17 protein-coding genes are annotated in these 21348 nt (G+C 33.5%); 16 read left to right on the top strand and 1 reads right to left on the bottom strand.

Annotated elements, in window-relative coordinates; translation table 11 throughout:
• Positions 1-2 precede the first annotated feature (2 nt).
• The 6 genes from sprA (at position 3) to Q0828_RS07100 (ending at position 12443) form a co-directional block, all read left to right on the top strand.
• Positions 3-7274 (top strand): cell surface protein SprA, encoded by a 7272-nt coding sequence (sprA, locus tag Q0828_RS07125; protein WP_298419002.1) that lies wholly within the window; start codon positions 3-5, stop codon positions 7272-7274.
• 73 nt (positions 7275-7347) lie between these two features.
• The gene (gene gcvH / locus Q0828_RS07120; RefSeq protein ID WP_298419000.1) at positions 7348-7728 is read left to right on the top strand and encodes a glycine cleavage system protein GcvH; all 381 of its coding nucleotides are present in this window, start codon (positions 7348-7350) and stop codon (positions 7726-7728) included.
• Positions 7721-8113, top strand: coding sequence for a VanZ family protein (locus tag Q0828_RS07115; RefSeq protein ID WP_298418998.1), 393 nt, complete (start codon positions 7721-7723; stop codon positions 8111-8113). Before gcvH ends, Q0828_RS07115 begins: the two co-directional genes overlap by 8 nt.
• A gap of 55 nt (positions 8114-8168) precedes the next feature.
• Entirely contained in the window at positions 8169-8885 is a 717-nt protein-coding gene (locus tag Q0828_RS07110) for an energy transducer TonB (protein WP_298418995.1), read from the top strand.
• 214 nt (positions 8886-9099) lie between these two features.
• A complete protein-coding gene (locus Q0828_RS07105) occupies positions 9100-9903 on the top strand; it encodes an energy transducer TonB (protein WP_298418993.1) in 804 nt (267 codons plus the stop codon).
• A gap of 428 nt (positions 9904-10331) precedes the next feature.
• Positions 10332-12443: a gliding motility protein RemB gene (locus tag Q0828_RS07100; RefSeq protein WP_298418991.1), complete on the top strand. Its 2112-nt coding sequence runs from the start codon at positions 10332-10334 to the stop codon at positions 12441-12443.
• 293 nt (positions 12444-12736) lie between these two features.
• Here the strand turns inward: Q0828_RS07100 and Q0828_RS07095 are convergent, their stop codons facing one another.
• Positions 12737-13639 (bottom strand): MBL fold metallo-hydrolase, encoded by a 903-nt coding sequence (locus Q0828_RS07095; RefSeq protein WP_298418989.1) that lies wholly within the window; start codon positions 13637-13639, stop codon positions 12737-12739.
• A 158-nt stretch (positions 13640-13797) separates the two neighbouring features.
• Between Q0828_RS07095 and cyoE the strand changes: the two genes are divergently transcribed.
• The 10 genes from cyoE (at position 13798) to Q0828_RS07045 (ending at position 21335) form a co-directional block, all read left to right on the top strand.
• The gene (gene cyoE / locus Q0828_RS07090; protein ID WP_298418986.1) at positions 13798-14706 is read left to right on the top strand and encodes a heme o synthase; all 909 of its coding nucleotides are present in this window, start codon (positions 13798-13800) and stop codon (positions 14704-14706) included.
• Between the two features lie 6 nt (positions 14707-14712).
• A complete protein-coding gene (locus Q0828_RS07085; protein ID WP_298418983.1) occupies positions 14713-15294 on the top strand; it encodes a cytochrome c oxidase subunit 3 in 582 nt (193 codons plus the stop codon).
• A gap of 46 nt (positions 15295-15340) precedes the next feature.
• Entirely contained in the window at positions 15341-16426 is a 1086-nt protein-coding gene (locus tag Q0828_RS07080; protein ID WP_298418980.1) for a cytochrome c oxidase subunit 3, read from the top strand.
• Positions 16427-16454: 28 nt separating this feature from the next.
• Positions 16455-16844, top strand: a complete 390-nt coding sequence (locus Q0828_RS07075) for a cytochrome C oxidase subunit IV family protein (RefSeq protein WP_298418977.1) — start codon at positions 16455-16457, stop codon at positions 16842-16844.
• A gap of 260 nt (positions 16845-17104) precedes the next feature.
• Positions 17105-17815, top strand: a complete 711-nt coding sequence (locus Q0828_RS07070; RefSeq protein ID WP_298418974.1) for a hypothetical protein — start codon at positions 17105-17107, stop codon at positions 17813-17815.
• Between the two features lies 1 nt (position 17816).
• Positions 17817-18518 (top strand): SCO family protein, encoded by a 702-nt coding sequence (locus Q0828_RS07065; protein ID WP_298418972.1) that lies wholly within the window; start codon positions 17817-17819, stop codon positions 18516-18518.
• Between the two features lie 16 nt (positions 18519-18534).
• Positions 18535-19065 (top strand): DUF420 domain-containing protein, encoded by a 531-nt coding sequence (locus Q0828_RS07060; RefSeq protein ID WP_298418969.1) that lies wholly within the window; start codon positions 18535-18537, stop codon positions 19063-19065.
• The gene (locus Q0828_RS07055; RefSeq protein WP_298418966.1) at positions 19058-19297 is read left to right on the top strand and encodes a hypothetical protein; all 240 of its coding nucleotides are present in this window, start codon (positions 19058-19060) and stop codon (positions 19295-19297) included. Before Q0828_RS07060 ends, Q0828_RS07055 begins: the two co-directional genes overlap by 8 nt.
• 114 nt (positions 19298-19411) lie before the next feature.
• Positions 19412-20113 (top strand): ABC transporter ATP-binding protein, encoded by a 702-nt coding sequence (locus tag Q0828_RS07050; protein ID WP_298418964.1) that lies wholly within the window; start codon positions 19412-19414, stop codon positions 20111-20113.
• Positions 20106-21335, top strand: a complete 1230-nt coding sequence (locus Q0828_RS07045; RefSeq protein ID WP_298418961.1) for an ABC transporter permease — start codon at positions 20106-20108, stop codon at positions 21333-21335. The genes Q0828_RS07050 and Q0828_RS07045 overlap by 8 nt, the downstream gene beginning before the upstream one ends.
• Positions 21336-21348: the final 13 nt, after the last annotated feature.

Below are 21348 nucleotides of genomic sequence, written 5' to 3'. Positions count from 1 at the left end.
CCTTGAAAAATATTACCGACTTAATAACAAAAACCGCAAAAAATACGCTAGTCGTATTTATCTTGTTATTTTCAACAATACTTTTGGCGCAAGATCCGCAACCGCCAGATTCAACTGCAACGCAAACAGGATATGCTTTGGGTAAAATAAAACTCAAAAATCCATCTAGTATTGTACTAAAATATACCTACGATCCAAAAATCGATAGATATATTTATACTGAATCTGTTGCAAACTTTGATATCCGTTATCCTTTAATCTTAACGCCAAAACAATATCGTGAGTTATTGTTAAAAGAAAGTATGAAAGGATACTTCAAGGAAAAACTAGATGCAATCTCTGGGAAAAAAGACGGTTCAGAAGATGCACAGAAAAATTTATTGCCTAAATTCTATGTCAACTCTAACTTTTTCGAAAGTATATTTGGAGGAAACACCATAGAAGTAATTCCGCAAGGTTCGGTAGCAATGGATTTAGGAGTTCGTTTCCAAAAAAATGACAATCCAGCATTATCACCAAGAAACAGAAGTAATCTAAGTTTTGACTTTGATCAACGAATCAGTTTAAGTTTACTCGGTAAAGTAGGTGAACGATTAAAAGTAACAGCAAACTATGACACGGAATCTACGTTTGACTTTCAAAATCAAATCAAATTAGAATACACGCCAACAGAGGATGACATTCTTCAAAAAATAGAAGTTGGTAACGTAAGTATGCCATTAAACAGTTCGTTAATTACAGGAGCGCAAAGTTTATTTGGAGTAAAAACGGAATTGCAATTTGGAAAAACACGTGTAACAGGAGTATTCTCTGAACAACGTTCGCAAACCAGAACAATTACAGCTCAAGGTGGAGGAACAATTGAAGAATTTGAGCTTTTTGCTTTAGACTATGATGAAGATCGTCACTTTTTCTTATCACAATATTTTAGAGATCGATATGATATCGCTTTAGAAAGCTATCCATTCAAAAATACACCTGTTGAAATTACAAGAGTTGAAGTTTGGGTAACTAACCGATCTGCGCGTACAGAAAATGTTAGAAACATTGTTGGTTTGCAAGATTTAGGAGAGGCAAATCCTGATAAAACAAAAATCAATCAGGCGCCATTTCCTGGGCAAGCAACATTCTTTAACACATTAAATCCTAACGATTTTCCTAATAACGAAAATAACGACTATAACCCTGAAGCCATCGGTACAATAGGTTCTGTCTTAACAGATGATATTAGAGATATTGCTACCATTCAACAAGGATTTGGAACATTGCAAAACAATGTACAAGAAGGGTTTGATTATGTATATCTTGAAAATGCAAGAAAACTTAATGAAAACGAATATCAAATAGATACAAAACTTGGGTACATTTCATTAAATCAACGTTTAAGTAATGATGAAGTATTAGCTGTAGCATTCCAATATACGGCAAATGGGCAGGTGTATCAAGTTGGTGAATTTGCCAATGGAGGAATTGATGCTACGCAGGTGACAAGCACAGATGCAAATGGAAATCCAACACAAATAGAAAATCAAAACTTAGTTGTAAAACTATTAAAAAGTAGTATTACACAAGTATCAGACCCTATTTGGGATTTAATGATGAAAAACATCTATGCAACAAATGCATATCAATTAAGTCCTGATGATTTCAGATTAAATATCTTATATACAGATCCATCACCAGTAAACTACATTACGGCTGCAGAAGGCACAATAACAAACCCTGCAGTGCCACTTCCGGCAGATGTTGCGGATGAAATTTTATTAAAAGTATTCAATTTAGATCGATTAGATATTTATCAAAATCCACAAGCTGGAGGAGATGGTTTCTTCGATTACTATCCAGGAATTACGGTTGATCAAGAGTTTGGTCGAATCATCTTTACGAAAGTAGAACCGTTTGGAGAATTCTTATTCGAAAGATTACGTAATGCGGCTATAGAAGATTATGATAACCCAAACAACTACAATCCCAACCAAGCAAAATATGTATACAGATCAATGTATGCAGAAACAAAAGCGGGTGCGTTAGATGATGCAGAATTGAATAAATTCCAATTAAAAGGTAGATACAAATCTCAAGGTGGAGACGGAATTCCGTTAGGAGCATTCAATGTGCCAAGAGGTTCGGTAGTAGTAACGGCTGGAGGAAGAGTGTTACAAGAAGGAATAGACTATACGGTAAACTATCAATTAGGAAGAGTTCAAATTTTAGATGAAGCTTTAAAAGCATCAAATACGCCAATAGATGTTTCGGTAGAAAACAATTCACTATTTGGACAACAAACAAAACGATTTACAGGAATAAATGTTGAGCATCAATTCAATAAAAATTTCTTGCTTGGCGCGACTTTCTTAAACTTAAACGAGCGACCAATAACGCAAAAAGCAAACTACGGAGCAGAACCTGTAAACAATTCTATTTTTGGAATAAACGGAAACTACTCTACAGAAGTACCTTTCTTGACACGTTTGGTAAACAAATTGCCAAACATTGATACAGATGTTGTTTCCAACCTATCTGTACGTGGTGAATTTGCATATCTATCACCTGGAAGTCCAAAAAATGCTGACTTTGCAGGAGAATCTACAGCTTATGTTGACGATTTTGAAGGTGCTCAATCTACTATTGATATCAAATCTCCATTAGGTTGGTTCTTAGCCAGTGCACCAGGAACACCAGGAAACTCTTTAGGAGATAATTTAGGAGGGCAATTTGGAAACGATCAAATAGAAGTTGGATACCAAAGAGCAAAAGTGGCATGGTATACTATTGATCCTGTATTCTATGGGAATCAAGCGCCTGGAGAAATAAATGATGGTGATTTATCTACAAACCAAACACGTAGAGTATTTGTAGACGAAATATTCCCACAAACAGACATTGCTATCGGGCAAACAACGCTTCAAAATACATTAGACTTAGCATACTATCCAGAAGAAAGAGGGCCATATAACAACAACCCGAATTTCAATACGCAACTTCCACAAAATAATTTTGGAGGAATTATGCGACCTGTAACTACGACAAACTTTGAGCAAGCAAACGTGGAGTTTATACAGTTTTGGGTAATGGATCCTACGTATCAAGAAGATGGCTCAACTAATAACATTAGTGGAGAATTAGTATTTAATATTGGTAATATCTCTGAAGATGTATTAAAAGATGGACGTAAACAATATGAAAATGGATTGCCTGAATCAGGAGCATTAAACCCATTAGTAACAGAAACTGCTTGGGGAGAAGTGCCGCAAACACAGTCATTAGTATATGCTTTTGATGCAGATGATGCTAATAGACAGGCGCAGGATATTGGTTTAGATGGATTAGATGATACAGAAGAAGCTTTAAAATATAATAACTACGCAGGAGAAGCCGATCCGGCAGCAGATAACTACCAATACTTTTTAAATGCGAGTGGTAATGTATTAGAGCGTTATAAAAACTTCAATGGTACACAAGGAAACTCACCAATAGGAGTATCGGATACCAATAGAGGATCAACAACGGTTCCTGATGTAGAAGATATCAACCGAGATCAAACGATGAATACAATTGATAATTACTATCAATTCAGAATTCCAATCAATTCTACGGTAAATACATCTGTTCCTTATGTAATTAATGAACTTTTTACAGAAAGAGAAGCGCCAAACCAATCTATTGTTCGTTCTCGTTGGTTGCAAGTGAAAATTCCAATTGCAGACTTTAACCGATCTGCGGATGCAATTGTAACACCAGACGAAAGAATTCCATTAAACGATTTACGTTCTATTCGTTTCATTCGTATGTATATGACTGGATTTGACGAACCAGTAGTATTACGTTTTGCAACATTAGATTTAATTCGTGGAGATTGGAGACGTTATAATTTAACATTACAAGAAAATGGAGACGATCCGTTAACGGGAGGAGATGAATTAACACAATTTGATGTAAATACGGTAAACATTGAGGAAAATGCAAACAAAGATCCTATCGGATATGTAACGCCTCCAGGAGTTGTTCGTGAACAATTAAATAATAACAACACCGTACTGCGTCAAAATGAACAATCACTAGCAATGTCAATATGTGACTTAGAATCGGGAGATTCTAGAGGTGTATTCAAAAACATTGATATTGATTTGCGACAGTATAAAAAGTTAAAGATGTTTGTCCATGCTGAATCTTTAGTAGGACAATCTAACCAATTGGCAGATCAACAAGCAGTCGCTTTCCTGAGAATAGGTAATGACTTTACGCAAAACTACTATCAAATAGAAATTCCATTAAACGTTACATTAGACAATGAATCTTCACCAGAAGATGTATGGAGAAATGAATTTGACATTCCATTGTCAGTGCTTACGCGAATAAAAGCAGCAAACTTTACCAACGCCTTAGGTGCTACGCAAGCAGCATATTACAACGAAAATGCAGAGCCAATTGCAAACCAATTTGCAGATTATGGAGCTGACGAACGTATGAGAATTGCTATTATAGGTAACCCTACTATTGGACGTGTACGTTCTATGATGGTTGGTATAAAAAATGCAACAGCACAAAGTTTAGATGCAACGGATACACCTATAGGTGGATTTCCAATTTGTGGAGAATTTTGGTTTAATGAATTACGCTTGGCAGAATTAGAAAATGAAGGCGGTTGGGCAGCTGTTGGTTCATTAGATGCTAATATTGCTGATTTTGCAAATATATCTGCAACAGGAAGAATAAGCACAGTAGGTTTTGGAACTTTAGAGCAAACGCCAAATGAGCGTAGTAGAGAAGATGTGAAACAATACGATGTAGTAACCAATGTAAATGTTGGGCAATTATTGCCAAAAAAATGGGGTGTAAAAATTCCATTCAACTACAGTGTTGGAGAAGAAATCATAACACCCGAGTTTGATCCATTCTATCAAGATATTCGTTTAGATGATCGATTAGATTTAGCAGAAACGCAAGCAGAAAAAGATAGAATTACAGAAGAAGCAATAAGTTATACGAAACGGAAAAGTATTAACTTCATTGGTGTTCGAAAAGAAAGAGCTGCAGAGCAAAAACCACACTTCTATGATGTTGAAAACTTTACACTATCATATTCGTACAACGAAACGGAGCATCATGATTATGAAGTGAAATCATTACGTGATCAAAATGTACGTGCAGGTTTTGACTATAACTACAACTTCCAGCCAAAATCTATTGAGCCGTTTAAAAAATCAGACTCTTTATTTACTGGAAGATATTGGAAATGGTTAAAAGATTTAAACTTTAATCCATTACCAACAAGTATTTCATTAAACTCAAACATTACAAGAAGTTTCAATGATCAAGTATATAGAGATCCATTATTGCCAGATGCAGAATTAGAAAACTTACCACGATTACAACAGCGTAATTTCTTATTCGATTGGTCATATGCAATTAACTATAACTTGACAAACTCATTACGTTTCAACTTTACGGCTGCAAACAATAATATTGTAAACAATTACTTTGATGACAATGGAGATATAGATGTAGATTATGGAATTTGGGACGGATTCTGGGATGTTGGTGATCCAAACACGCATACGCAATCATTGCAATTAACGTATGAATTGCCGCTAAATAAAATTCCAACATTTAGTTTTATAAATGCTACATACACATACACGGGAGACTTTAACTGGCAACGTGGTTCTGATGTATTACAAGAAGTAGCCGGAGAACGCTTGAATACAATTCAAAACGCAAACACGCATAATATAAATGCAGCTCTTGACATGACGAAATTCTATAAATACATAGGATTTGTGAAAAAACGTAAAGGAAACCGTAAAACAAATTTACGAGGAGGAAGCGGTCGATCGCAACCAGGAACGCCAGGAAATGCAATTGCAAATCAAGACAAGAAAAGCAGTTCTAAAAATGGTGTAGGTGCTAAAATATTCAACACGGCTGTAGATATTTTAGGAAGTGTAAAAAGAATCAACATAAGTTACTCTGAAAACAACGGTAAAGTATTACCGGGATACACACCGTCAATTGGATTTATAGGTACGTTAAAGCCATCTATTGGTTTCGTATTTGGTAGCCAAGCTGATGTGCGTTACGAGGCTGCGCGTAGAGGATATCTAACAGAATTTACTGAATTCAACCAGCAATTTACGCAAGTTCATAACAAGAATTTAGACATAACGGCAACGGTTGAACCAATGAGAGATTTAAAAATTGATGTAGTTGCTAATCGTAATTACTCAGAAAACTTCTCAGAGCAGTTCAATGTACAAAATGGTGAATACACATCATTATCGCCAAATGGAGCAGGAAATACATTCGGAAACTTTGGAATCTCAACGTTACTAATTAGAACAGCTTTTAAACAAAGTGATGAAAACAACTCAGAAACATTCTCTCAATTTGAAAATAATAGAGAAATAATTGCAAGGCGTTTGGCAGTTGCAAACGGACAACCGCTTACAGATACTGATGGAGATGGCTTCCCTGATGGATACGGAAAAACGAATCAAGCGGTATTATTGCCAGCATTCTTAGCAGCATACTCGGGCCAAGATGCAAATGATGTAAAACTGGGTGCGTTTAGAGATGTGCCAATTCCTAATTGGACAGTGAAATATACTGGTTTAATGCGACTAAAATGGTTCAAAAAACGTTTCAAGCGTTTCTCATTATCGCACGGATATCGTTCAAGCTATACAATCAATTCATTTAGAAATAATTTAGATTATGATGCCGCCAATCCATTTGCGACTTCAAATGTAGATCAAGGAGGAAACTTCCACAATCAAAACATATTTTCTAATATTAACTTAGTTGAGCAATTCAATCCATTAATTAGAATTGACTTTGAAATGAAAAACTCTGTTAAAATCTTAGCAGAAGTAAAACGTGACAGAGCATTATCGTTAAGTTTTGATAACAACTTGCTTACAGAAGTTTCAGGAAATGAATACATCGTAGGATTAGGATATCGTTTTAAAGATGTTCGTATTGATACGCGAATCGCAGGAAAGAAAACAACGCTTAAAGGAGATCTAAATCTAAAAGCAGATTTATCCTTACGTGATAATATTACAATTATCAGAAGCTTAGATTTATTCAACAACCAAGTTACGGCAGGGCAAACATTATGGTCGTTAAAATTCACGGCAGACTATGCGTTAAGTAAAAACCTAACTGCATTATTCTATTATGATCATACGTTCTCTAAATTTGCTGTATCTACAGCATTTCCACAAACAACAATACGATCAGGGTTTACACTTCGTTACAATTTTGGAAATTAACAATAATTGGAGTTGAAAACTTAAAGAGAAAGAATTACATTTGCTCACAACATAAATAAAAAAAACACAAAAAATGAACATACCAGCGGACTTAAAATATACAAAAGATCACGAATGGGTGAAAATTGATGGAGACGTTGCTACCGTAGGAATCACTGATTTTGCGCAAAGCGAATTAGGAGATATTGTATATGTTGATGTGGAAACATTAGATGAAGAAGTAGGCAAAGACGAGGTTTTTGGAACTGTAGAAGCTGTAAAAACTGTTTCTGACTTATTCATGCCATTATCTGGAGAGGTAATTGAATTTAATGAAGTATTAGAAGATGATTCAGAATTGGTTAACAAAGATCCTTACGGAGAAGGGTGGATGATTAAAATCAAAATCAGCGATATGTCACAAGTTGACGATTTACTCAGCGCTGAAGCATACAAAGAAGTGGTAGGTGCGTAAGTACGTATTTTTAACCCTAGCAGTTGCTTGGACGTTAATAATTACTTATTTAAGTTTGGCTCCAATGAAAGATGGTCCAGATTTACCATTTGCCTTTGCAGATAAAGTAATACATGCTGGCATCTACTTTATATTTGCATTAGCTTGGTTTCTTGCATTCTCAAAGAGGGAAAAGACTTCTTTTTTTGCTAAAAATGCAATATTTTTAAGTGTTCTATTCGCAATACTTTATGGGATTATCATGGAGTTTATGCAGGAAACATTAATTGAAAATAGGCATGGAGACTGGTTAGACGCCTTGGCAAATTCGGCAGGAGCAATCTTGGCAGGAATATTGATAAAGTATTACTTAGGATACAGAATAAAGTTAAAAACGAAAATTTAATTGTTTTTTTTGCTAATAAATAATTAAATTAGCAAACATTAAAACTAATATTATTATGGAAGCAAAGAAGAATCCAGATGTTGATTTAAGGAAAAACAGCTTTTTCTACCTAGCTTTAGGACTCGCGTTAGTGACGTTTCTAATATGGCAAGGTATAGAATGGACTGCCTATGATAAAGTAGCAAAGCAAGAAGCTGCTGAAATGCTTGAAGATGATGAAGAAGAAATGATCATGACTCAGCAATTACAGCAACCACCGCCACCGCCACCGCCACCAGCTCCAGAAATTATTGAAGTTGTAGAAGATGAGGAAGAAGTGGAAGAAACTGTAATCGAATCTACAGAAACAACAGAAGACGAAGTAATTGAAGAAGTTGAAGACGTTGAGGTTGTTGAAGAAGAAGAAGTAATTGAAGATGTACCATTCTCAATTATTGAAGATGCACCAATATTTCCAGGATGTGAGAAATATTCAAGTAAGGCAGAAAGAAAAAAATGTATGTCTGAAAAAGTGCAAAAGCACGTAAACAGAAAATTTAACACAGAACTAGCTTCTGACTTAGATTTAGACGGAATTCAAAAGATATATGTAGTATTTACAATTGATAAACAAGGAAATATTACAGGTGTACGTTCAAGAGCTCCACACCCAAGATTAGCAAAAGAAGCTGAAAAGGTAGTAAAGAGTTTGCCAAGAATGAAGCCAGGTAAGCAAAGAGGAAAAACTGTAAAAGTAACTTATAACTTACCAATCGTTTTCAAGGTACAGTAATAGCATACACATAAAAATATAAAAAAGTCCAAGCATTTGCTTGGACTTTTTTTATGCTATAATCTAAATAAAAATTATAAAAACTTTTATGTCAGGCTTGTATCGATGGCTTTATATTTAATTTTTGTTAAATAGTGACCTGAAAATCAGAAGAACCTGTCTTTTGGTATGCTTCTTGTTGTTAACAGAACATTAACATTAAAACCGATTTATTATGAGCAAAGTTAATCACAAGAACAATGTGAGCGGAACTGGTGTACGTGAAAGTCACCTAGCAAAAAAGGACGATCTCCGCATTCAAAAAAATCCTTTTTTACGATTCTCAGTGAGTCTTATGCTGAGTTTATTTTTAGTATACACAGTATTTCAAGTACAAGCGGCAGTAGCGCAAGATGAAGTCGCGGAAGTAGCACCAATTCAAGATCCAGATACATATGTAATGGAAGATTTTAGAGTAGAGCAAAAGTTAGTTGAAAAAATCAAAGAGCCTGAGCCAAAAGTAGAATCTAAAATGATTTATGATGAAGTGGACCCTGTAAAGGATGATACAGAAATAAAAAAGGAAGTAATCAAAACTGAACAAGATGCTAAAGAGGTAACAGAATTAGTCAGTACAGGTGATGTAGATGTAGCAGATGAAGATAATGAGGAAATAGAAGAAGTTCCTTTTGTAATGATTGAAGATGCGCCAGTATTTCCAGGTTGTGAAAAGTACAAAACAAAAGCAGATCGTAAAAAATGTATGTCTGAAAAAATTCAGAAACATGTAAATAGAAAATTCAATACAGATTTAGCAAACGATTTAGGTTTGAATGAAGGTCGAAAAAGAATCACAGTCTTATTTACCATTGATGAGAAAGGAGTTGTAACTGATATTAAATCACGTGGACCGCATCCAAAGTTAGAAAAAGAAGCAGAACGTGTAGTAAAGTTGCTTCCTAAAATGAAACCAGGTCAGCAAAGAAAAGAAAATGTAAAAGTGAAATATACACTACCTATTAATTTCATCGTAAATTAAATTAAAATACATAGTATACTAAAAAAGGAAAACCGAGTTATTAACTCGGTTTTTTAGGTATACTTTCTGTGACATATCATTACATTAACATTAAAACCGATTATTATGAAAAATGTCAACTTAAAGCCTTTTGTAAATGTTACCAAGACTTACAAAGGTCATTTAATCAAAAAGTACAGTGCAAAAGTACGAAAAACTAACGGACTCAGCTTTTTAAACCGTTAATTTCTGCATATTATCGGTGTATATTAACTTTTTTAAGACAAAATGTTAGCTTTTTCATGTCTGATTTTGTGTATTTTATCTTTTTTGATGGTTTCATTATATCGAAAAAAACATTTCTTTTTATTCATTATACATGATAAATAAAATGAATAGATCAGTTTTTATCAAAATATAGTATCTTTCGAGCATATAAAACCTCAAATATGTGCCGACTTAAAACGTCTCTATCTATACTTGTTTTTTTAATAGTTCAAATTGCTATAGGACAAATATCTACTAGTAATTATGAAAAATATCCGGTATTTCCTGAATGTGAAAACGAAAGTATTGAAAACTTAGAAAATTGTTTCAATACAACCATGCGTACGTTTATCAATAAAAATTTCAAACTTCCAGAAATTGTATCAAAAGATAAGTATACTGGAGAAATGATATTCTTGTTTGAAGTTACGAAAGAAGGGAAATTCAAAATGTTATATGTTGATGCAACATACAAAGAACTCAAAGAAGAAATGAATCGTATCTTTGGTTTGCTTCCAGTTGTAAAACCAGCAACTTATAGTGGGAGAGAAACATATATGCAATTTACAATGCGATTAAACGTTCCTTTGGAAGGCGTTGAAGTGATCGAAGGTGAGGAGGAAAAAGAGAAAAAAGAAAATGAGCTTGAGGTTGCGGCAAAAAAAGAATTTGACAGTGTAAATGATTCATTAGGAACCTATAAAGATGAATTATATAATAGTAACTTAAATATTCCTTTTTCGCATGACATGTATGCGTACTTTGATAGAGCTGTCAATTTGGTAGGAACAAACAGTCATACAGCTTCAAAACCTTATTTGTACAATACAGTTTCAAACTATTATGATTTTAATGAACAGCAAACCAAACTGCAAAGAAAAGTGTCAACTTGGATTGGTAGAAAACTTTGGAATGAACACATGGTTACTGTCAAAGGTAAAGACTATTGGTTTGTATTAGATCCTATTGTAGACTTACAACTTGGAAAAAATACAAATAGTGAAATAGACTATACATACAACAATACCAGAGGAGTTCAGGTACAAGGTGGTTTAGGAAGAAATTTAAACTTTTCGGCTACTATATTTGAAAGTCAAGGACGATTTGCTGATTACTTTAATAGATATGCTGAAAGTATAAAGCCATCTGGAGGAAACCCGGCTATCATTCCTGGAAGAGGAATTGCAAAAGAATTCAAGACTGATTCGTATGATTATCCAGTTGCGGAAGGATACATTTCCTATGCGCCAAGTAAAATGTTTAATATTCAACTAGGACATGGTAAAAACTTCATTGGTGATGGATATCGTTCATTATTTGTAAGTGATGCAACCAGTCCATACCCATTTTTTAAACTAAATACATCTTTCTGGAAAATAAAATATACAAACACGTGGATGTGGTTGCGTGATGTACGTCCAGAAGTGACGGAAGATGGAGCGTTTTTAACAAAATACATAGCAAATCATTATTTGAGCTGGAATGTGTCTAAAAAGCTAAACATAGGTTTATTTGAATCTGTAATTTGGAAAAATGATAACAATCGCGGATTTGATTTCAATTATGTAAATCCAATCATATTTTATAGAGCTATCGAATTTTCTACAGGTTCTAGAGCAGGAAATGCTATTGTAGGACTGAGTTCAAAATACAAATGGAATGACAATGTAAATTTTTATGGACAATTTATTTTGGATGAGTTTTCATTGAATGATATCAAAGCAGGAAACAAAAGTTGGAAAAACAAATATGGTTTTCAACTAGGAGCTAAATATTACAATGCATTCAAAGTAGATAATTTGCTCTTACAGTTAGAATACAATCAAGTACGTCCTTACACATACTCTCACAATGAAGTAGCAACCAATTATGGTCATAACAATCAATCGTTGGCACATTTATGGGGAGCAAACTTTAAAGAAGTCATTGGAATTGCGCGTTACAATTATAATCGATGGTTTGGAAGTGCTAAAATGATCTACGGACAACGTGGATTGGATTTTGATCCAGCTACGGATGCAGCAAGTTATGGGGGAAATATATTTATTGACAATGATGAAAGAGTAAGTGATACAGGAGTTGAATTATTGCAAGGGAATAAAGCCAATATATTTTTAGCTGATTTAAATGCTGGATATATCATTAATCCAAAAACAAACCTGAAAATATTTGCGAATCTTACATACAGAAGCTTCAATCCAGAAGCAAATACGTTAGTAGATTTTAAAGAAAATACTACATGGTTTTCATTGGGAATACGAACGGATATTTTTAATTGGTATTCGGACTTTTAATGTTGAAGTTTTCATTTTTTTTCTTAAATTTGTGAACATAGCCTCGATATTTATTAAAAACACAGAATTTATTCTTGTGTGACCACCAAAACCTATTCTTAAATAAAATGATCAAACTTGTCGTTATTTTTCTAGTGGTGATACCATTCGTATACCTTGGTTATAAATCTCTAGACGTATCAATATACAAAAAGCAAAGAGGTTCAAGTTACATCGTAAAAGAATACCCAGTATTCCTACTAAGTTGTATCTTTTTTGGAATAGCTGGGATAATTGTAGCAAATCTTAAAAACTTACTTGAGTTTTTGTAAACTGCGATAGAATGTTTTTCTCAAAACTTCTCCTGAAATAAACCAATCACCATACTTTAAATCATCGTATTTTTTTGTCAATAAAGTATTTTTAGTAACTTCTTCTTCGGATTTACCTGCTTTAATTTCAGCTAGAATATTTTTTTCTATCTCTTCAAGCATCGTTACATAATTCTGTAAAGCTGCTTTGTCAGAAACATTTCTGTGTCCGGGAATAATCTTAGTATCTTCATTTATCAAGAGCAATGCTTTCTTAATGGCAGCAATATATCCTTGTGTGCTTCCGCCAGAATTCAAATCTATATAAGGGTATTTTCCTTGAAAATAAGTGTCTCCCATGTGTAATACATTACTTTTTGTAAAATAAACCATGGCATCTCCATCTGTATGTGCTTCATGTACATGAAAAATAAAAATATCTTCATCATTAAAATGAAATGAAACATCTTTCGAAAAAGTAATTACAGGTAGTGCTTCTCTAGGTGATGCAGGTGTTGTTCTATTTCGTTCTTTGTTAAACTGATCAACACTCATACGCTTTCTAACATTTTCGTGTGCTACAATTACTGCACCTTCTTTTTGCATATTTTCATTTCCACCAGTATGATCACCATGCCAATGTGTATTAATCAAAAACTTTACAGGTTTATCAGTTACACTCTTAATAGCGGCTAAAATTTTTGGAGTTAACGGAGCAAACTGATCATCAATCATAAAAACGCCGTCTTCTCCAACAGAAATAGCAATATTTCCACCTTGCCCAACAAGCATATATACATTGTTTGCAACGTTACTAGCTTTTATCTGGACTTCTTTTTGTTGTGAGAATCCAATAAATGAGTATAAGAAAAAGGCTAGAATAAGTGTAATTTTTTGAAATTTCATAGGACATAAATTTTAGACAATAGTCGTTTAAAAACCGTCTTCCTTTCCAAAGATAAAAATAGAAATACGAAATCTATTTAGAAAAGCTGTAAAACTGTTTAAAAATCATTGCATACGAAGGATTTCTAGATTATCTTTGCAGGAATTTAGAAAGGTTGATGAAAACTGCATTGAATACATTCAAAAAAACATACTCATTCGCTTCAATAATTGAAGATTTTAAACAACTCACAAAAGTAGGTCTTGCTATTAGTGTTGTTTTTTCTTCCTTGGCGGGATATTTATTAGGTGTAGGAGCTGAAGGTGTTGATTTCAAAGTGCTAGCTTTATTAGCAATTGGAGGCTACTTTATGGTAGGAGCGTCCAATGCATTTAATCAAATCATAGAACGTGACTTAGATGCTTTAATGGATCGTACCAAAGACAGGCCAATTCCTTCGGGGCGTATGTCTGTTAGTGTAGCTTTCACTATTGCATCAATTCTTACAGTATTAGGAATTGTAACATTGTACATTGTCAATCCTAAAACGGCAATGTTTGGAGCTATATCTATCTTCCTATATACATGTATATACACACCGCTAAAAACAAAAACACCATTAGCTGTATTTATTGGCGCATTGCCAGGAGCTATTCCATTTATGTTAGGATGGGTTGCAGCAACGAATGATTTTGGAATAGAACCAGGAACATTATTTATGATTCAGTTCTTTTGGCAATTTCCACACTTTTGGGCAATTGGATGGTTTCTTTTTGAAGATTATAAAAAAGGAGGCTTCTTTATGTTGCCAACAGGAAAGAAAAACAAAGCAACCGCTTTGCAAATTATTATGTACACAATATGGTTGATACTTGTTTCTGTGTTTCCAGCTACAGGACTTACAGGAGCACTAAGTTTATCAATTCCAGCGGCAATAATAGTATTTGTGATTGGAATAGGTTTATTATATTATGGAGTTCAATTGTACAAAAAAATGGATGACAAAGCAGCAAAAACATTAATGCTAGCAAGTGTAGCATACATTACATTAATACAAATAGTATTTGTAGTAGATAAATTTATATAAAAACAAATGGATTTAACGCAAGGAACATTTGAGGAAAAGCAAGCAAGATCAAAGAAAATGATGCTTTGGTTTGCAATGATTAGCATGTTTATGATGTTTGGAGGGCTAACAAGTGCTTATATAGTAAGTAAAGAACGTCCAGATTGGCTAAATGACTTTGCTATTCCAAATGCATTTTACATCAGTACCATTGCTATTTTGATAAGTAGTGTTACATTTCACTTAGCAAAAAATGCAATTCAAAAAGGATTACACCAAATAACAACTATATATCTTTTAGTAACATTAGGACTAGGTCTTGTGTTTGTGTTTTCGCAATTCGCAGGGTTTTCAGAAATCATTGAAAGCGGATATCATTTTACAGGAAAAGGAAGTACAGTAACAACATCTTTCCTTTACATTGTAACGGTAACGCACTTAGTACACGTACTAGCTGGAATATTAGTGTTATTAGTTGTAATTTATAATCATTTTAAACAAAAGTATAAACAAGGGCAAACACTTGGTTTAGAACTAGGTGCAATGTTTTGGCATTTCCTAGATTTTCTGTGGGTCTATTTGTTTTTATTTTTATATTTCTTTAGATAAGAAAAAAACGTAAATTTGAACAATTTTTTAAAAATGCATACTTTTTATGGAAGCTACTGTTTCAAATACAGGTACAGAAGGTAAAGTCTGGGGAGGCGGAAATCAACCGCTAAAAGCCAGCTATGGAAAAATGATGATGTGGTTCTTTTTATTATCTGATGCACTGACATTCTCAGGATTTTTGGCTGCATACGGATTTTCAAGATTCAAATTCATTGATTCTTGGCCAATTGCCGATGAAGTCTACAATCACTTTCCGGGTTCACATGGTGACAACCCAATGTACTTTGTTGCCTTAATGACATTTATATTAATTGCTTCTTCTGTAACAATGGTGCTTGCTGTAGATGCTGGTCACCATATGGATAAGAAGAAAGTAACTTTCTATATGTTCTTAACTATTATTGGTGGAGCAATATTCTTAGGTTCTCAAGCTTGGGAATGGACAAACTTTATCAAAGGTTCTTATGGAGCTTTGGAAACAAAAGGTGGTCAAATTCTTCAATTTGTGGATACACATATGGAAGAAGGGGATGAAAAAATGCATCGAGTTTCTGTAGACGATTTTGCAACTGCTTCTCACAAAGACAGAGTGCAACACGAACGCAAATCAGGACTTTGGTTTGTATCCGAGCCAGCATTGCCAGAGTATTCAGTGCAAGATGTAATCACAGGATTTAATCATAAAAAACACTTAGCTGTAAGAACACAAGAGCTAATGCCAAATATTGAGCAGTTGAAAGCTTCTGATGATCCTGCAGATGTTGCTAAAGCAGCACGTTTTGAATCTATCTATGTAAATGCAGATCAAACAGGTCAAAAAGGAGTGTTGACAAGAGCTGAATCTGAAAAGGCATTAAAAAATGCAGTTGTATATGTAAAAGGAGCAAATCTTATCCATAATGAATATGGAAATAGATTATTTGGAGATTTCTTCTTCTTCATTACTGGATTTCACGGATTCCACGTGTTTTCAGGAGTTGTCATTAACATAATTATCTTCTTCAACGTAATCTTAGGGACATACGACAGAAGAAAAAATAATTATGAAATGGTAGAAAAAGTTGGACTGTATTGGCATTTTGTCGATTTAGTTTGGGTATTCGTATTCACATTCTTCTACCTAGTTTAATTATAAGTAAAAAGTATAACAGTATATCATGGGACACGATAACACACATAAATTAGCAATATTTAGAGGGACTCTAAAATTTAAGTCAAACGTTCAGAAAATTTGGGGCGTACTTATCTTCTTATCTTTAATAACAATTGTAGAAGTAGGATTTGGTATTGTTAAACCAGGGTTTTTAGTTGATAATTATTTCCTTGGAATGAAATTATTAAACTGGGTATTCATTATTCTTACTTTGGTTAAGGCATATTATATTGCTTGGGACTTTATGCATTTACGTGATGAGAAAAGTTCATTTAGAAGAGCTATTGTTTGGACAGGAATATTTTTAGTAGCGTATTTAATATTTATACTACTACAAGAAGGAACATACATTGAAGGCGTTAAAACAAACGGTTTCGTTAAATGGAATTTCTAAGACAGAAACAAAATATATTTATTTAAAAGACGGTTTTTTTAACCGTCTTTTTTATGCATACTAATCACAAATGGAGTTCATTTAATAAAGTAATAAATCAAGCTGTTAAATTCTTTTATAAAAGTCAACTAAACGTAAAAAAAACGAAAAATATAGCGTGTAATCGCTTCTTGATTTTTATTTTTGCACTATCAAAAAAATAGTATAAGAATTCAATGGTTTTCTATTGTGTTTCAAACTATTTTATAACATTCAAGAAGATGAAAAAGAAGATCATATTAGCAGTTTTATTTCTATTGCCAGTTTCTATTGTACTCATTCTTCTTTTTACCACACATAATTACAATCCGCTACCTGTAATTGGTAAACACACAGTTGCCGAATTGGTTAACTACTCATCCATAGAGAAAAAAGAAAATATTCAATTCGATGGGAAAATTACAATTCTTGGATTTCTAGGTTCCAATGTAAAAGATCGAAAAATAAATATTTTAAATCTTAATCAGAAAATATACAAACGTTTTAGTGGGTTTAAGCATTTCCAATTGGTAATGTTAGTTACACCAGGGCAAGAAAAAGAAATAATAGACCTAAAATATGAAATCAGCCGTTTTGCAGATGAACTAAAATCATGGAATTTTGTGGAGGTTGATGAAAAAGAGCTTACGCGAATATTTGATGAGCTAGAATCACCTTTGCTATTAGATGGTTATAAAAGTTCTGATTATGTATATATCATCGATAAAGATCGAAACCTTCGTGGACGTTTTGATGACAGATCAACATCAGAAATAAATGAAAAGAAAGATTCGTATATGTTATATGGATACGATACAATTGAAATTTCTGAACTTTCAGGAAAAATGACAGACGACATTAGAATTCTATTTGAAGAATACAGAGGGAAATCTAAAAAAGAACAATCACAAGACAGAAGAAAAGAAGTCATAAAGACAGAAAAAAAACAATAGGATGAAAAAAAACTATTCATATATAGGAATTGCTTTTATAATCTTGGTTTTTGGAATCATATTTATTCCAAAAATTGTAGACAGAGTACAAGGGGAAAGTATTGTTGAGAAAGATCGAATGAATATTGAAGGAACGGAACGCAATACGAAACTTTTATATATAAAAATAGACGGAAAAGCACGAAGTGTTCCTGATTTCTTATTTACAAATCAAGACAATTTAGAAATTTCAAATGACGATTTCAAAGGAAAAGTAACAGTAATGGAATTTTTCTTTACTACCTGTCCGACTATTTGTCCTGTAATGAATAGCAACATGCGTACATTAGATGAAGAGTTTCACAAGAGAGATGATTTCGCAATCGCTTCCTTTACTATAGACCCAGAAACGGATACACCTAAAGTATTAAAAGAATATGCTGAGCGTTATGGAGTAAAATCGCTGAACTGGCATTTCTTAACAGGAGAGATGGAAGATATACACAAACTCTCAAATACAGGGTTTAATATCTTTGCTGGAATCAATCCGGAAGTCGCAGGTGGATTTGAACACCAAGGACATTTTGCTTTAATAGATAAAAACGGATTCATACGTTCGCGTAAAGACAATCATGGGAATCCAAAAATATACTATCAAGGAACGGATGAAGCGGAAGTGAAAATGCTAAAGCAAGACATTCAAAACTTATTAGACGAAGAATAAAAAAGAGTCAAATCGTATGGAAACAACGAATGATATAGAACAGAAATACAAAAAGTGGATCATCATCTTATCCATTGCAATTCCATTAGTAGTTGCAATTTTATTTGGTGTAAAAATTGAAGATGCAACACCGTTAACTTTTCTGCCACCAATATATGCTACAATCAATGGAATTACAGCAATTCTGTTAATAGCAGCAGTTATAGCTATCAAAAATAAAAAAGTAAAACTACACGAAAATCTGATGAAAACATGCATCGGATTATCAGTTGCTTTCTTAGCAATGTATGTGGCGTATCATATGACATCTAATTCAACAAGTTTTGGCGGAGAAGGAGCAATAAAATATATTTATTTATTTATTTTAATAACGCATATCGTTTTAAGTATTGCAATTATCCCATTAGTCTTAATCACGTATGTAAAAGCATTAGCAAAACGTTTTGATAAACATAGAAAAATTGCAAAAATCACATTCCCGATTTGGTTATATGTTGCAATTACGGGTGTTGTAGTTTACTTAATGATATCTCCATACTATGTATAATACAAGACTAACATGTGTCATAGTTATTCTATTGTTGCTAAGCGTTATCCCGCTTGAAGCACAATGTGCTATGTGTAGAGCTGTTTTAGAGTCTGAGTCTGACCCATCGCAAGCAAAAGGTGTTAATAATGGAATTGTATATTTAATGGCAATTCCTTATATACTAGTAGCTACACTCGGATTTTACATCTACAGGACATACAATAAAAAAACATCTGCAAAAAAAAATTAAATTTTTTGTAACGAAATCATTCTTGGGTAGTCTTATTAAAAATAAGATTAACACAATATTAATAATTGTATCAAGACAAATATGTAATATTGTGAAAAAAAAAACCGACCAATTATGATTCAAATAGATGAATTACACAAATCCTATCATATGGGAAGCAACGAGCTTCACGTATTAAAAGGAATTAATCTTGACATAAAAGAAGGCGAATTTGTCTCAATAATGGGTTCTTCAGGATCAGGGAAATCTACATTGCTAAATATTATTGGAATGTTAGATTTGGCTGATAAAGGTTCATACGTATTAGATAATGTTCCTATCAAAAATCTCAGTGAAAAGAAAGCAGCGGTATATCGTAACAAATTCTTAGGTTTCATATTTCAATCATTCAACTTGATCAATTATAAAAATGCAGCTGAAAATGTGGCATTACCACTATACTATCAAGGGATTTCTAGAAAAATTAGAAAAGAAAAATCACTATACTATTTGGAGAAAGTAGGATTGGCAGATTGGGCGCATCACTTACCGAGTGAACTTTCGGGAGGACAAAAACAACGTGTAGCAATAGCACGTGCATTGGCTTCAGAACCAAAAGTATTACTGGCAGATGAGCCAACAGGAGCTTTAGATACCAAAACATCTTACGAAGTAATGGATTTTCTTCAAAGTATTAATGATGAAGGAAAAACAATTTTAGTAGTGACGCATGAACCAGACATCGCAGACATGACTAAAAGAATTGTGATGTTAAAAGATGGTAGAATCTTAGAAGATAAAAAGGTAGAACAAATAAGAGCTTCACAATATGTTTGATTTAGATCGTTGGCGAGAAATATTCCAAACTATCAACAAAAACAAGTTAAGAACACTCTTAGCAGGTTTTACAGTAACGCTTGGAATTTTAATATTTACGGTATTATTTGGGATGGGGAATGGACTCAAAAATACATTCTACAAATTTTTCCAAGATGATGCGCAAAACACGCTATTCATATCTCCCGGATTTGCAACAAAGCCATTCAAAGGATTTAAGGAAAACCGAAGAATTGAGTTTGAAAATGAAGATTTAGAACTCATCAAAGAAAAGTTTGGTGATCGAATAGAATACACTACTGCACGAATCTACAAAGGTGTTACTGCAAAATACAAAAGTGAATACGGTTCGTATAATGTACGAGCAGTACATCCAGATCATCAATATTTAGAAAAAACAATCATGGATAAAGGTCGTTACATCAATGAATACGACATTAGAAATGATGCGCGTATTGCTGTGATTGGCCGTCTAATAGAAAAAGATTTATTCGGGAGAGAAAATGCAGTTGGAAAATTTATTTCATTAAATAAAATTATCTATCGTGTTGTAGGAGTCTTTAGTGATGCTGGCGGAGATAGAGAAGAACGTACCATTTACTTGCCAGTCAGTACAACGCAATTAATCTACAAAAACACAGAAGTAATTGATCAAATCAATTTATCATATAATATGGAATTAGGAGCTTCTGGAGCCAGAAGACTTTCAAGTGACATAGAAAGATTCTTGAAAAACAAACACAATGTTGCGCCGAGTGATCAAAACGGAATCTACATTGGTAGCGTGATTGAAGATTTGGAACAAAACTTAGCTATTGCAAACGTATTACAACTTATAGTAACGGTTATTGGAATTGGAACCTTATTGGCAGGAGTTATCGGTATTAGTAATATTATGGTATATATTGTAAAAGAACGGACCAAAGAACTAGGAATCCGGAAAGCGCTTGGCGCAACACCTGGTTCTGTAATTGGAATGATTTTACAAGAAACATTAATCATTACAATGCTATTTGGGTATTTAGGAATCTTTCTAGGGAACTATATACTCAACTCCATGGGAACCAAATTAGAAGATTGGTTCATTACCAATCCAAATGTAAGTCAATCAACCATTGTTTGGGCAACAGTTATTTTAATCTTTTCAGGATTAATTGCAGGATATATTCCAGCCAGAAGAGCAGCGAAAGTTCAACCAATTGTAGCATTAAGAGACGAATAACATGAAAAGACAA

The sequence above is a fragment of the uncultured Kordia sp. genome (assembly GCF_947496985.1).
Taxonomy (GTDB): domain Bacteria; phylum Bacteroidota; class Bacteroidia; order Flavobacteriales; family Flavobacteriaceae; genus Kordia.
Note: the sequence above shows the minus strand (reverse complement) of the source record. Positions and strands in the feature narration are given on the sequence as shown.